The 14,088-nt window shown below is 68.8% G+C and carries 10 protein-coding genes; 5 read left to right on the forward strand and 5 right to left on the reverse strand.

Annotated elements, in window-relative coordinates; genetic code table 11:
• Nucleotides 1-291: 291 nt before the first annotated feature.
• Nucleotides 292-1,062 (forward strand): hypothetical protein, encoded by a 771-nt coding sequence (locus tag STHE_RS10635; RefSeq protein WP_012872585.1) that lies wholly within the window; start codon nt 292-294, stop codon nt 1,060-1,062.
• Nucleotides 1,063-1,832: 770 nt separating this feature from the next.
• Here the strand turns inward: STHE_RS10635 and STHE_RS10640 are convergent.
• Nucleotides 1,833-2,219 (reverse strand): hypothetical protein, encoded by a 387-nt coding sequence (locus STHE_RS10640; RefSeq protein ID WP_012872587.1) that lies wholly within the window; start codon nt 2,217-2,219, stop codon nt 1,833-1,835.
• A 557-nt stretch (nt 2,220-2,776) separates the two neighbouring features.
• Between STHE_RS10640 and STHE_RS10650 the strand changes: the two genes are divergently transcribed.
• Both STHE_RS10650 and STHE_RS10655 read left to right on the forward strand, forming a co-directional pair.
• The gene (locus STHE_RS10650) at nt 2,777-3,628 is read left to right on the forward strand and encodes a mechanosensitive ion channel family protein (RefSeq protein ID WP_012872589.1); all 852 of its coding nucleotides are present in this window, start codon (nt 2,777-2,779) and stop codon (nt 3,626-3,628) included.
• 109 nt (nt 3,629-3,737) lie between these two features.
• A complete protein-coding gene (locus STHE_RS10655; RefSeq protein WP_012872590.1) occupies nt 3,738-4,220 on the forward strand; it encodes a hypothetical protein in 483 nt (160 codons plus the stop codon).
• On the opposite strand, the gene STHE_RS10660 is transcribed toward STHE_RS10655, so the two are convergent.
• Nucleotides 4,217-5,431 (reverse strand): hypothetical protein, encoded by a 1,215-nt coding sequence (locus STHE_RS10660; protein ID WP_012872591.1) that lies wholly within the window; start codon nt 5,429-5,431, stop codon nt 4,217-4,219. The genes STHE_RS10655 and STHE_RS10660 overlap by 4 nt on opposite strands.
• A 376-nt stretch (nt 5,432-5,807) precedes the next feature.
• On the opposite strand from STHE_RS10660, the gene STHE_RS10665 reads away from it, so the two are divergent.
• Together STHE_RS10665 and STHE_RS10670 are read left to right on the forward strand one after the other, a co-directional pair.
• Nucleotides 5,808-6,542 carry a helix-turn-helix transcriptional regulator gene (locus tag STHE_RS10665; RefSeq protein ID WP_012872592.1) on the forward strand — a complete coding sequence of 245 codons (735 nt, stop codon included), beginning with the start codon at nt 5,808-5,810 and terminating at the stop codon, nt 6,540-6,542.
• Between the two features lie 142 nt (nt 6,543-6,684).
• A complete protein-coding gene (locus STHE_RS10670) occupies nt 6,685-7,764 on the forward strand; it encodes an AIR synthase family protein (protein WP_012872593.1) in 1,080 nt (359 codons plus the stop codon).
• 456 nt (nt 7,765-8,220) lie between these two features.
• Here STHE_RS10670 and STHE_RS10675 read toward each other — a convergent pair whose 3' ends face one another.
• From STHE_RS10675 to STHE_RS10685, 3 genes are all read right to left on the reverse strand, one after another.
• Complete coding sequence (locus STHE_RS10675; protein ID WP_041400045.1) at nt 8,221-10,587, reverse strand: 1-deoxy-D-xylulose-5-phosphate synthase N-terminal domain-containing protein; 2,367 nt, start codon at nt 10,585-10,587, stop codon at nt 8,221-8,223.
• A gap of 309 nt (nt 10,588-10,896) precedes the next feature.
• On the reverse strand, nt 10,897-12,153 hold the full coding sequence (locus STHE_RS10680) for a threonine synthase (RefSeq protein WP_012872595.1): 1,257 nt from the start codon (nt 12,151-12,153) through the stop codon (nt 10,897-10,899).
• A gap of 297 nt (nt 12,154-12,450) precedes the next feature.
• Nucleotides 12,451-14,037, reverse strand: a complete 1,587-nt coding sequence (locus STHE_RS10685; protein WP_012872596.1) for an alpha/beta fold hydrolase — start codon at nt 14,035-14,037, stop codon at nt 12,451-12,453.
• Nucleotides 14,038-14,088: the final 51 nt, after the last annotated feature.

Here is a 14,088-nt window from a genome sequence, read left to right on the forward strand (position 1 = left end):
CGATATCATGAACACAGTGTCATACAGTTCGTTACAGACTATCCAATTGCGGACAAGCCCTGTCCTCTCGACGCCGGAAACCCGTGCGCCGCGGGGCGCTGCCGCGGGTTGCCTCCGGAACGGCACAGGCAGATGGCAGCAGTAGGGAGGTGATGTATGTCGGCGTGGGACGGGGCGCTCCCCCGGACAGGATCTAGCCCACCCCGGAATGCTCTGGTATTGTTCTCGCTGTATAAGGGTCCGTCGGCGACGACGGCGACGGTGCGAGACTGAAATCGCGGGGAGCCAGCCGTGTCTGAGGAGCCGGGATTCCGGGAACAATCGGACGACGACGAGGAACTCTTCGAGGAAATCCGGAGGTTCCTCGCCGAGCAGGCGGGCGACGAGATCTACGAGGATATCCGAGCTGCCTTCCAGGGCGCGCGGAGCTTTATCAACCGGGAGCTCCGCGCGATGGAGGAGTATTCCCGGATGATCCGCACCCTGGAACGCCTCGTTGAGGATGAATTTCCGGGGACGTTCAACGGGGCGCTGCGCACACGGGTAGCGGAGATGCTCTACGCGTACGGGCTCGCCCACTACTCCCTCTTGCAGCAGCAGGGCGCGGTCGATGTCGAAGTCGAGCCGCCGGCAGACGATGACGAGGAAGAGGTCAACCGGCCGCTGGTGATCTACGACCTCTGGTTCCCGCAGGACATCGCCATCGAGCATGCCGAGGAGGGCTACTACCTGCACCTGAGCGACGGGCGGATCGACCTGTCGCTCTACCTGGGTACCGACCCCAACGATCGCGGCGCGCTAGTCGACCTCGTCGACCACTGGGGCTACGCCACCGCCAACACGCCTCCCGGGGAGTACCAGCCGCCGGGCGAGCGCATCACCCCGGTCCTCACCGTGGAGCTGGACTACGGCGGCTCAGAGCTGGTCGACGCCGACGATCACGTCGACATCCTCTTCCTCGACCACAACGGCGAGCCGATCGTCCGCATGCACGCTCGGGCCAACGAGCTGCGCGCCATCATCGACGAACTTCAGACCATCGGCCACGACGGGGAGATTTAGGGCAACCCGCCCGGCAGGGCGCGGCATGCGGCTACCGCGCGGAGCCATCCGCCCGGAGCCTATGTCCCTGCCGGCGCTCGAAGAAGCGCGGCGTCCTCGCCCGACCCCACACGTTGGAACCGTGACTGTGGCCACCAGCCACCCCGAGGACAGACTACGACCGGGGTTGAAGCGCCGGGCTGATGAGCAAGGTCGGCTGCAGCCGGCCGGTACGGCTGCCGACCGTATCCGGGATCGGTGGTGCGAGGGACCGCGCGCCGTCGTTCGTGCCCGGCACGGGTCGTGTGGGGAGCCACGAGCCGTGGCGCGTGCCCAGGGGGTTTACCCCCGGGCTGACAAGACGAAGCCCGCTTTAGCGGGCTGGGGCAAGACGGCTGAGATCCCGGTGATACGGTGTCCGCCCGTCCGCGAGTGCCCGGGGCTAAAGAAAGCCGCCGGACTGAATAAGGAAAGCCCACTGAAGGGGCTGTAATGGCGACAGCCAGGCGTATCCCGTTCGCCATCCTGCCGGGCACCGCACCGCCAACCCCTCTAGTGGGCCTTCCTGTATTCAACGATTCAGCCAGACGCAACCCCCCGGTTGCCGACCGGCCGTTGGACTCGCAACGCCCGACGGTGAGCCCCGCTGTGTCCGAGCCGGCTGTAGCCGGCTTTCGTTGTCAGCCCGGGGTAACCCCCCGGGCCCGTGCCGGCCACGTATACCCGACTGATTCGTCAGGCTCTATTCGCCCAGGCCCACACCACACGCGCAGAGCCGTCGCGCGGCGCGACTATCGTCTGCGGTCCCGGCCCGTGACGGTGCGGATCATGGCGCGCAGCCCGGCGACGGTGCCGTAGGCGGAGATGATCGGGCTGACCACCTCCTCGCTGACGAACTCGGTCGTGCCGCGCACCCGCGCCGCGGCCTCGGTCAACTGCTCCAGCAGCGGGATGACCTTGTCCTTGAGCAGCAGCGCCAGCCAGACCATGACCCCGACCAGCGCGCCGAGCAGCAGCACCACCAGCACACCGGAGAGCGATAGGAAGATAATGGAGATGTCCCGCGTGCGCTCGAGTGGCGACTGGTCGGCCCCGCCCAGCAGGTAGAGCAGGACGAACAGGCCGATGAAGATGACCAGGAGCACGCCGACCGTGACCCAAACCCAACCTCTGCGCATCGCGTCTACCCTCTCGCGATCTCCCGACACAACCATCACGGCCACCGGTCACCCTGCGGCGGAGCGCTCTAGCGTCGCGATCTCCGCCGTGTCGCCCGCGCCTCCGGCGGCGGCGACGTAAAGAACCAGCATATGCCGAGACCCACGAGCGCGCCCAGCGTCGCGGCCACAAGCGGCACGTTCCCGACACGCACCAGGTCCGTGCCCGTCAGCACCGCCACGGCCTCGCCCGCGAAGAACCCGGTGACCGCTGAAAACCAATAGCATGGCAATTGCCAAAGGCGCCGACCGAGCAGACTGTGGAAGAGCAGACCATAGATGCTCGCCAGCAGGAGTGAGAGCAGCACGGATGGAGGCACGTCTTCCTCGTCTCCCGAATCGGTCGCACGCGGCTACCGCATCGCCCAGGCGCCGTCCCTACGGACGTACGCGGCCGGCGCAGGTGCATCTTAGCAGGTTCCCGGCTTCGACGCTGGTTCTCGGTCCCACACAGGGCACCTGCGATAAACTATTTCTTGTTCACGCGCGTCAGCACCAGTACCGATGGAGGCCGCATCGTGTGGGAGGCTATCCGCGAGGAACTGCAATCGGTCGACCAGCAAATCGGCGACAGCCTGGCTAGACTCATCGGCACCCTGCCGGCGCTCCTCGTCGCCATCCTCGTCGTCGCCGTCTTCGTCTTGATCGCGCGCCTGGCCCGCCGGCTGCTCGCGGGCGTCAGCCGCGTCTCACGGCTCGATCCGATGCTGCGCGGGCTGTTCGACCAGTTGCTCACGGCCGCCATCGTCGTGTTTGGGGTCGCCGTCGGGCTGGGGGTGCTCGGGATCGACGCCCGGACGATCATCGCGAGCTTCGGTGTCGCCGGTTTGATCGTTGGCTTCGCGCTCAAGGACCTGCTCGAGAACTTCATCTCCGGGATCCTGATCCTCTGGCGCCGCCCCTTCCGCGTCCTGGATCACATCCAGGTCGGGGCGAGCGAGGGCATCGTCGAGGAGATCACCTTCCGCACGACGTCGCTGCGCACCCCTGACGGCGTGCTGGTGCTGGTGCCGAACGCGCAAATCCTGACCCAGGCGGTGCGCAACTACACCTACCTCGGGGCGCGGCGCACCGAGATCGTGCTGTCGCTACCGCCCGAGGTCGACCCCGAGAAGGCGCGGGCAGCGCTCGAGGAGACAGCCCGCGGGGTGCCCGGAGTGCGCCAGGAGCCACCGCCGGAGACGCTGCTGCTCGGGCTCGCCTCGGAGGGCTACGACCTGCACCTGCGCTACTGGACTGCGCCAGACCAGGAAACGGTGCAGCGGGTGGAATCGGCCGTGCGCCGGGCCGCGTTTGCGACGCTGGCCCGCCTCCGCGAGCCAGCCAAGTCCGCCGCCCACGCCGACGGCAGCACGGACGCCGGCCAGTAGCGCCATACCCCGGCTCACTGCGGAACTTTTCGCATCACAGCGGCGTCTTCAGAGTGCAAGGGAGCAGGTGGGCGCTCCACGAGACTGAAGGCGAAAGTGAGCGATAACGATGCAGGTGGATACGACTCAACAGGCAGCGCGGCAGCCGGGCCGGCGCGTTCTGATCCTCATTGTGTCGGCGGTCGCCATCGCCGCCATCGCGGTCGCGGCGGCCGTCCTCTGGTCAGGCAACGACGGGGGCGTCGCAGGCGGCGGCACTGGCGGCGGTGGGACCGGTGAGCCGAGCGGGAATCTGGAGATCAAGCCGATCCAGATCGAGAGTGTCGACGTGCGCATCGCCGAGAGCTACCCGCCGCAACTCTTCGCGGAGGTCACCGGCTGGGTGGGCGACGGCTGCACCGTGGCCCGGGAGCCGGAGATCACCCGCGAGGGGAACACGATCACCGTGACCATCCTCAGCGAGCGGGAGCGGGATGCGATCTGCACCCAGATCCTCCTGGGTTACCAGAAGAACATTGCCCTGGGCAGCGTTGAACCGGGCGAGTGGACGGTGAAGGTCAACGACCACGTCCAGACGGTCAACGTGCGCTAGCGGGGATTGACCGCGGCGGCTGCCGGGACGTCGTCCGGCAGCCGCCGCAGGAACGCGAACGGCACCGGCACCGGGACCAGCCGGTCGGTGTCGACCGGGGGCGAGGCCAGCACCGCGGCATTCGCGCGCTCGAAGTCGTCCAGGAACTCCCGCAGGTGCCCGATTTGTACCGGTGCCGGCTCGTCCTCGAAGATCACGAAGGCCACCGTGTACTGGCCGCGAGCGAAGTGCACGACCTGCCCCTCGGCCAACTGGGTCTTGTGTACTCGCGAGCCGAACATCTCCTCCGACAGACTGTCGAGCGCCGAGACCATCCCGGTGATAAGCGACTCATCGAGCGGGAAGTGCCCGCTGGTGAAGATCGGCACGCCGCTCGGGTCCAGCACAGCCAGCGTCAGCACCTGCACCTGCGGTATCTCGGTCAGCGCCAGCGGCGCCACCGGCCGCTTCTCCGCCGACAGCACGTCGGTGCGGCGCGCCTGCAGGTCGACCAGCTCGCGGCGGAGGGCATCCAGGTAGCCGATCAACTCGGTGTGCATCGCGGTGAAGCGACTCAGGCTCAACTCGCCGAACGACAGCAGGTGATTGAGGTAGTCCAGGCGGACCAGCACCACCTCCATCGCCCGCTTGATCTGCTCCATCCGCTCGCGCCGCCGTCGCTCGGCCTGCGCCACACGCGAGGCGCTCCAGATCCGCGCGAGCTGGCGCTCACGCAGCTCGCGCGCGTATGCCCGCTCGTCGATGGGGGTGGATGACTCTACCGCCGGCTCCGGCGGGGCATCGGGCCAGTCGGCATGGAGCAGCGCGTGGTAGTCGAGAGTGTGGCCGGTCGCGGCGGCGGCAGCCCCGGCGAGGCTCGCGATCCAGGTCATACCAAGCGGGAACGAGAGGAGGAGCGCCGCTTCGCGCGTCAGCCCACCGGGCCAGGGCACCCCGGCCAGCAGCAGCGCGCCCAGGTCGGCGGCGAGCCGCGCCACGCGCCCGGTCTCCACCCCGTCCCCTGGGAAGAGCCACAGCGTCAGGACCATCCCTGACAAGGCGAAGCGCACCAGGTGGAGCGTCATCGCGATCAGCGCATGGCGCAGGACGAAGCGGCTGCGGGGGAGCAGCCCCGCGATGACGAGCGACAGCGGCCCGATGTAGGCCAGGGTCGCCATAAGCCGGCTGCGCCGACCGGGTATGGTTCGCGGTGGCTGACTGCTACCCGACATCGGCTCACGGCTCCTCGACCGGCTCGCCCCGGCGAGCTTGCCGGGGCGGCGATAGCCCCACGGTGCCGCTGGCCGCCGTGGTCAACTCCGCACGCTGCCGCGAGTATAGCAATCAGCCTACACCCCACCGGGTAGGACTTTCGTTCGGATTCACCCTGGGCATCCGGCTCTCTCCCGGGGGTGCGAATGTCCGACGGGGACTCTACGTCCCCAAAGCCCAAGGAGCCCGGGCATCCTGCTGGCTCACGTCGTCACGTGCAAGGAGAGGCCGCAAGCCGGCACGATCCCGGCGCTCCTGATTCGGCGAGGTGCGGCAGCCTCCCGCGGTTGCCTCTCGGGCACTGGCGCTTATGTTATGATAGGGACCGGAGGCGCCATGGCGACGGATCGGCCGAGCCGGACACAACGACACAGCAGCCGTCACGCGGGTACGCCCGAGCCCCCACTCGGCACCCAGGCGCCGCGCGGTGCCACCCGCCGGAAAATCCTCACCACGCTGAAGAAGAGTGACGGGCTCACCGCGGACCAGCTCGCCGCGTTGCTCGGTATCACCGCGATGGCGGTGCGCAAGCACCTGACCGCGCTGGAGCGGGACGGCCTGGTCGAGTCGACCGCGGTGCGGCGCCCAGTCGGTCGCCCGGCCCACGTCTACCGCCTCTCCTCCCTGGCGGACGACTTCTTCCCCAAGCAGTACGACCTGGTGATCACCGACCTGCTGGCCGATCTGGTGCAGATCGACGGCGAGCAGAAGGTCGACCTCCTCCTCTCGCGCCGCGCCGAGCGCACCCGCGACTACCTGGCCCAGCGGCTCCAGCCGGCCACCACCCTCGCCGAGCGGGTCGCCGCGCTCGCCGCGGGGATGGACGACCTCGGCTACCTGGCGAGTTTCGAGCAGGTGGACGAGGATACGTTCCTCCTCAAGCAGTACAACTGCACCATCAGCCGGGTCGCCGCCTGCTTCCCCTGCGCCTGCCGCTACGAGGCGGAGATCTACCGCGAACTCCTCAACGCCGATGTTGAGCGCGCCACCCACATCGTCGCCGGCGACCACATGTGCTGCTACGTCATCCGCGCCCACGAAGCCTCGACCAACCCCGACGGCCGCCGCTAACCTGGGATCACACAACTGACCAGGCGCCCGGACGTTGCATTCCGCGTCGCCCGGCACTACACCGATCACCGGCCGGGGTGGTACGGAGATCGCGAACCGGGTGGCGAGATGGAGCATCGCGACGGCGTGGAGGGAGGACGGCATGGCAGAGCAGGCGCCCGGGTATCAGCTCCCTGAGGTCGGCAAGATCTCACCCGAGGTCTTCGAGCAGGTAATCAAGCCGCGGCTGGGGCGGCATCGGCCGGAGGTGCTCGTCGGCCCGCAGCACGGCGTGGATGTGGGCATCATCGACATCGGCGGCGGCCGCGTCATGGCGGTCACCACCGATCCCTTTTTCATCGTGCCGCAGTATGGCTGGGAGCGCGCCGCCTGGTTCGCGGTGCATATCCTGGCCTCCGACGCGGCCACCTCGGGCCTGCCACCCACCTACTTCGTGGTGGACCTTAACCTCCCTCGGAACATCACCAGCGAGGGGCTGGAAGCCCTGTGGCACGCCGTCGACGCCACCTGCAAAGAGATCGGCATGGCGATCGTGACCGGCCACACCGCGCGCTACGACGGGACCGACTACCCCATGGTCGGCGGCGCGATGGTCATGGCCGTCGGCGAGCGCGACCGCTACGTCACCCCGACGATGGCGCGCGTCGGCGACGCGGTGATCGTCACCAAGGGCGCCGCTATCGAAGCCACCGGGCTGTTCGGCGTCACCTTCCCCGACCGCATCGCCGCCGCCTACGGACAGGAGATCGCACGCCAGGCCGAAGAGACCTTCTACCAGATGTCGGTGGTGAAGGACGCCATGACCGCGGTCGAGGTCGGCGTGCGCGACGCGGGCGTGACGGCAATGCACGATGCGACCGAGGGAGGCGTCTGGGGCGGCCTGTACGAGATCGCCGTCGCCTCGGGCGTCGGGATGGTGGTCGAGCAGAACGCCATCGTGGTGAGTCCCGCCGCACAGGCCGTCTGCGACCTGTTCGGCATGAACCCCTACGCCGCTATCAGCGAGGGCACCTTGATCATCACCTGCCGGCCGGAGAAGGCTGGGGCAGTGCTGACGCGCCTGGAAGATGCGGGCATCGCTGCCACACAGGTGGGCGAGATCACGCCGCCCGAGGAGGGGATCCGCCTGGTCCGTGACGGGCGGGAGGAGCCGCTGGAGCACCCGCGCGTCGACCCATTCTGGGACGCCTTCGCCCGCGCGCTGGCGGAGGAGGCGGAGTAGGTGGTCTTTGCACGCGAGCCCCGGTTGGGGTGGGATCCAGCGCCCACGACCTATGAATAGGGCCTACGCGGTCAGCATGTGCCTGGGGCTGAAACCGCCGGGCTGACAACGAAAAGCCGGCTGAAGCCGGCCGGAGGAATCGGGCTCAGGTCCCGACATTAGGTTCTAGCCATCCGGCATGTGCCCGGGGCTCCTCACACCACCCGACCCGCGTCCCGACGACGGTACGGTACCTACCATGGCGCGGCATCAGCCACGCCATACCAAAGCGGCGGCAAAGCCGCCGCACTCCAAAGCCGGCTTTAGCCGGCTTGTCCTTGTCAGCCCGGGACTTGAGCCCCGGGCACAGGCCACCGCGCGAGAACCGTCTCCCCACCCCTTCCGAATACGCTCTACCCCGCGACCAGCCCCGCCGCTCACGTCGAGCGGCGGGGTGTGTGATCGGTAACACGTCCGCTAGCCGCGCAATTCGAGGGCGTGGAGGCCGGCGGCGACGATGCTGTCGGGGTCGATCCCGGTGGCGCGGTAGAGATCCGCCCGGGTGCCGGACTGGCCGAATTCGTCGACCCCCAGCGGCACCACCGGCACGCCGAAGACACCGCCAAGGAATGCCAGCGCGTGCGAGGCAGCGTCGTGCACAGTGACGATCGGCGCGCTGCGCTCTTCCGATGGGAAGAGCCAGGCGAACGGCCCCTCGTCCGGCTCCTGGCTGGCGTCGCGCATCGCCTGCTGGCGCAGCCGCTTGGCCGCCTCGTAGACGAGGCTGGGACCGGTGAGGTTGATGACGTTGGCCGCTACCTCCTCCTCTGCCAGCCGCGCCGCCGCCTCCAGCGCCTCCGGGACCATCGTTCCGGCGGTGACAATGTGAACGACGTTCTCGACCGGGAGGTGCGGCGCCGTCTCGCGCCGGTCTACCAGGCGGTAGCCGCCCGCCAGCACCTGGCGGCGCAGTTCCTCCTCGCCCAGCCGCGCCAGGGCCGGGTCGAGCAGCCCCTGGTCGATCGGCTTGGTCGAGAGCCGCAGGTAGGTCGAACGGCCTCGCTCCCGGTCGCAGCACTGGCGGAAGGCTTCCAGCAGGGTCCACTCGGTCTCGACCGCGAAGCAGGGCTCGTAGTAGATCAAGCCAGGCAACTCGATGCCGAGCGAGGCGGTGACGCTCGACTGGTGGGCACCGCCCTCCGGGCTCAGGCTCACGCCGGAGGGGGTCCCGGCGAAGACCATCTTGGACTCCATGTAGAGGCTATAGATCAGCGAGTCGAGCCCGCGGCAGACGAAGGGGTCGTAGACCGTGCCGAGGGGGAGCAGGTGCTGACCCACCATTTCATGGCTCAGGCCAAGCTGGCCGATCGCCATGAACATGTTCATCTCGGAGATGCCCAGCTCGATGTGCCGGCCGGCCGGGGTCTCCCGCCAGCGCAGGATGCGCGGGCGGTCGGCTTCGTAGTCGGGCTGCTCGACCGGGGAGAAGATGCCGACGCGGTTGATCCAGCCGCCCAGGTGGGTCGAGGTGGCCACGTCGGGAGCGACGGTGACGATCCGCTCCCCGACGCCCTCGATATCGGCCAACCGTGGCAGGATCCGCCCGAGCGCCTCCTGGGTCGAGGTCTGCGTCGGGTGGCGCACACCGATCGCGGCGGGGACCATCTCGATCGAGACGGCAGGTGGGCGCGTCGTGTCCGGCCGGCGCAGCCGCTCGGCCGCGGCCTGGCACAGCCGTGCCTCCGGCGAGCCCGGCGGGAAGGCGGCCCAGGGGTCGTCCTCCGGCACGCCGAGCGCGACCCGCAGCTCCTCCATCTGCTCCGGCGTCAAGAGCGCCGAGTGGTTCATCGGGTCGCCCGCGATCGGCAGGCCCCAGCCCTTGATGGTGTAGGCGAAGATGACGCTGGGTCGGTCGCGAACCTGCTCCACCTCATGGAAGCAGCGCAGCAGCTCGGTGAAATCGTGCCCGCCGAGGTCGGCGATGACCGCGGGGAGGTCAGCATCGTCAATCGGAGCGATCAACTCCGCCAGCGCCTGGCGGTTGACCGTGGTGCCGTCGATCAGCCGCCGGCGGAGCTCGGCGCCGTCGAGCCGGATGAGCGCCTGGTACTCGGCATTGCTCATGTCGTCGATGCGCTGGCGCAAGACGTGGCCGTTGGGCCGGGCGAAGATCTCCTGCAAGCGGCGGCCGTACTTGGCCTCGACAACATGCCAGCCGGCGGCGTCGAACAGCGCCTTGAGCCGGGCGGCGCGCACGCCCGGGACGATGCGGTCCAAGCTCTGGCGGTTGAGGTCGACGATCCAGAGGACATTGCCCAGCCCGGCCAGCGCCTCCTCGGTCACCCCCTCCCAGACGTTGCCCTCGTCCAGCTCGGCATCGCCGATAAGCGCCACGAAGCGGTTGGAGGTCACCTCCCCGAAGTGGGTGGCGCAGTACCGGTGAGCAAGGGCGGCGAAGGCCGGGGCCACCGCACCGAGGCCGACCGAGCCGGTGGAGAAGTCGACCGGGTCCGGGTCCTTGGTCCGGCTGGGGTAGGCCTGAAGCCCGCCAAAGGCGCGCAGGGTCGTCAGGTACTTGCGGTCGAGGTTGCCGAGGAGGTACTGCACCGCGTGGTAGGCCGGAGAAGCGTGCGGCTTGATCGAGACGCGGTCGCCCGCCTCCAGGTAGTGGAAATAGAGCGCGGTGAGGATGGTAACAACGGAGGCCGAGGATGCCTGGTGCCCGCCTACTTTGGTGCGGTCGGGGTTGGGGCGGACGTGGTTCGCGTGGTCGATGATCGCGGTCGAGAGCCAGAGGACCCGCCGCTGGATCGACTCCAGCACAGCCAGTTCCTCTGGCTGAATAATGCCGTCTTCCTCCGTTCGGGGCACGTGCTGCGCCATACGACTACCTCCCAGTCACTGGTGTCGCCCGTGGCGAAGGGCGCGCGGCGACTCCGCTTGCGCGGTCGGGCCTGGCACCGGAGCGGATCATCCCGGCCGGGCGGCAGGCACGGCGAGCGGCGCGATGCCGTCCCTGGCAATCTCCACACCATCGTGGGGAGCGCTCCAGCAGCGCACACGCCAGCGCCGCCGGGATGGGCCGGCCCGAGATTCGGGTCACTATAGGCGCCGTTGGAGGACGCTGTCAACGCGGGCGCTCGCCCGCTCCCGCTAGCCGAGCACGGCCGCGCGCAGCGCATCGACGGTCGGCGGGATCGGCTCCAGCGGTTCGGCATCGCCCAGCGCGGCCCCCGGATCGGTCAACCCGCTGGCCGTCACCACGGCGACGATGCGGGCACTCCGGTCCGCCAGGCCTCGCTCGACGAGGCCCTTGACCGCAGCGATTGACGCCGCCGCAGACAGCTCCGCAAAGACCCCCTCGCGCCCGAGGGCGCGCACCCCCGCGCGCATGTCGGCATCCGAGCACACGACGGCCACCCCCTGCGAGGCGCGCAGCGTGTGCAGCGATTGGTACGTCGCCGTGTCGTTCCCGATCGACACGGCCTGGGTCGGCTCGCTCTCGACCGTGGGTGGGTAGTCGAGCCCCTGCTGCAGCGCGACGGTCAGAGAGGGGAAGCGCTCCGCCGCGACCATCCGCGGCACCGACCGTGTCAACCCCAGCTCAGCAAGCTCCACGAACCCCCGCCAGATCCCGAAGAGCCCATCACCACGCGACGTGGGCACGACGACCCAGTCCGGAACGTCCCAGTCCAGGGACATGGCGATCTCGTACGCGATGGTCTTGTACCCCTGAATCCCATACCAGTTACTCCCGGCAGGGGGCGTGACGTAGTTGGTCAAGGGGTACCAGTTCAGCGATTCGACACCGGTCTGCAGGAGCTTCCAGCGTTCTGCCCCGGTCCGGGCCGCGACGAGCCTGGCGCCAGTCATGGCGATCGCGGCCCGCCAGGCCGGTGCGATCGACGGCGTGGTGATGACGACGCAGGTGATCCCGGCGGCAGTGGCATAGGCCGCGGCAGAAGCGCCACCGTTGCCGCTGGACGCGATGGCGACGACCTCCGCCCCCTGACTGCGGGCCCGGCTCAGGCAGACGGAGAAAAAGCGGTCCTTGAACGAACCGGTCGGGTTGCGGCGCTCATCCTTCACCCACAGCGCTCCGATGCCGAACTCATCCTCCAGCGTCCGCAGACGCAGCAGCGGGGTTCCCCCCTCCTCGAGCGACACGGCATCCTCCACGGGGACTGGGAGCAGGTGATGGAACCGCCACATCCCGCGCCCGGCCGTGGTCCAGGTCTCCTTGAGCGCCGCGGGGTCGATCACGCTGAGGTCCAGTGCCGGAGCCACTGCCGACGGCCGGCCCTCCTCGAAGCAGCGCGGGCAGCCCCGCGGCCACTCCGTCACGGCATACGCGGTGCCGCACCGGATGCACCGCACCTCTCGTATCGTCACCCGCTGACCGTCCTCCACGCCCGCTCCTTCCCCGAGAGGCCATGTGCCACGACGGTACCACGCACGCACGCCGACGGCCGCTGACCGGCTTAGACTGATCTCCAGCCCCGGTGATGCTCCTAGGATGGTTCTAGGTCATCCTGAGCGAAGCGACGGATCTCCCCGGTGGGTAGTGGTTCCGACGCGAGATTCGTCGCTTCGCTCAGGATGACATCGGCGCATACGCCAGTATCACCCACGGGCCACTGCTCTCACGGATCGCATTATAGAGGGGCGGACCCTGTCCGCCCCGGCCAGTGCGCGCGTGGGGGTCACTCACCCGCCCTGGTATGTCTCGGGCACGACGATGTCGGTCATGATCCGGTGGAACGCCTGGAACTCCTCAAACACGACGGAGTGGCCGGCGTCGGGGAAGGTGAACTCCTGCTTGTGGGGAGCCTCGAGGTGGGCGAACCACTCATGTGCCAGGTCGCTGCGTGCCGCCAGTTCGTGCTCGCCCATCAGCATGTAGGTCGGCACGTCGAGCCGTGTCACGTCGCGCCGGAAGTCGATCTCCTGGAGTTGCGGGTACATGACCGAGAACATGTCCATCAGCCCGCGCAGCACGTTCGCCTTCTCGATCAGGCTGTACTCGCTGCCGCGCATTCCCCAGGGGACGAGGCCGGCCGCCGACCCGCGTTCGAGATAGGCGGCTGGCGGCGTGTACGGGCTGAGTTGCTCGTAGTAGCCCATGACATAGGCGTAAACCAGCGGGTCGGCGTACGGCGGCTCGCCGTAGCGGCGCATGGTGCGAGCCATCTCGACGTTGCCGGTCCGCTCGGCGTAGGCCAGCATGTCGTGGTACAGCCGACGGTCCGTCTCGCGCTGGCTAACCATCTGCCCACTGCCGATGAAGGCATGGTAGAGCTCAGGATGCCACTGGACGGCCAGCACGCCGAGGGTGCTCCCCCACGACTCACCCAGCAGGTAGATCTTCTGCTCGTCGAAGCGCGCTCGAAGGTAGTTGGTCAACTCGACGGTGTCCGCCACGGCCTGGTCGAGCGTGAGCGTCTCGGCAGGGTCGAGTGCGGCGTAGGATTTACCCGTCCCACGCTGGTCCCAGCCGACCACGACGAAGTCCCGCGCCAGATCCTCGAAGAACACGCGCGAGAACATGAGGTCGCTCTGCCCCGGCCCGCCACTGAGGTAGAGGAGGACCGGCGCGTCGGCACTGGCCGCGTGGATCATGATCCACTGGTCATGCTCGCCGAGCCGCACACGCTCCAGCGTGGCGATACTCCCCGCGATCGGCCGGCCGTCGGTCCCCCGCACCGGCGGCGTGCTGGCGGGCCAGGCGATCAGGACGACCAGCGCTATCAGCCCCGCTGTCGCCAACGCCCCGAGCGCACGTCCGGCAGAGTGCCGCAACCGCGACGAAGGCGGCTGCCGCTGCGAAGACCACCGCCGCGCCAGCGCGACCCCGTAGGCCACGCCGAGCAGCATCGGCAGCAGCCCTATGACGCCGTAGAGCCCGCGGCCGAGGATGAATGCCAGGAGGCCGTAGGCCGAATCGAAGCGGATACGCTCGACGGTGATGCCCGGGGTGCCGAGCCGCGCCACCTCGAAGGCCGCGACGTGCGCGACCGGCGCCAGCACCATCGCCCAGCGCGAGCGCATCGCCAGCCCGGCGATGCCGCCGGCGACGAAGCCGGTAAGCATCAGCACCAGCGCCTGCCCAGCCGTCGCCGGGGCGCGCGGCATCGTGGTGCCGACGAGCAGGCCGGTCAGGACAGCCATCCCCGCCGCGACAGAGACACCGAGCCAGCGCTCACGCCACAGGGCGTCGAGGAGCCTGACGAGTGGGCGTTCACGGAGACGGGTTGGGGGCAGCGTGGTCGGGAGTTGGTGCTGAGCGGCACCCATCGCGCACCTCCCAGGTCTGGCTCGCACGAGGCGAGATCAATTTCTTGCCTC

The organism is Sphaerobacter thermophilus DSM 20745, from assembly GCF_000024985.1.
Taxonomy (GTDB): Bacteria; Chloroflexota; Chloroflexia; order Thermomicrobiales; family Thermomicrobiaceae; genus Sphaerobacter; species Sphaerobacter thermophilus.

What these genes read in the sequence shown, in the direction of transcription:
- STHE_RS10640 (WP_012872587.1), bottom strand. Translation starts at nt 2,219, where the DNA reads ATGCGCAGAGGTTGGGTTTGGGTCACGGTCGGCGTGCTCCTGGTCATC.
- STHE_RS10655 (WP_012872590.1), top strand. Translation starts at nt 3,738, where the DNA reads ATGCAGGTGGATACGACTCAACAGGCAGCGCGGCAGCCGGGCCGGCGC.
- STHE_RS10660 (WP_012872591.1), bottom strand. Translation starts at nt 5,431, where the DNA reads ATGTCGGGTAGCAGTCAGCCACCGCGAACCATACCCGGTCGGCGCAGC.
- STHE_RS10665 (WP_012872592.1), top strand. Translation starts at nt 5,808, where the DNA reads ATGGCGACGGATCGGCCGAGCCGGACACAACGACACAGCAGCCGTCAC.
- STHE_RS10670 (WP_012872593.1), top strand. Translation starts at nt 6,685, where the DNA reads ATGGCAGAGCAGGCGCCCGGGTATCAGCTCCCTGAGGTCGGCAAGATC.
- STHE_RS10685 (WP_012872596.1), bottom strand. Translation starts at nt 14,037, where the DNA reads ATGGGTGCCGCTCAGCACCAACTCCCGACCACGCTGCCCCCAACCCGT.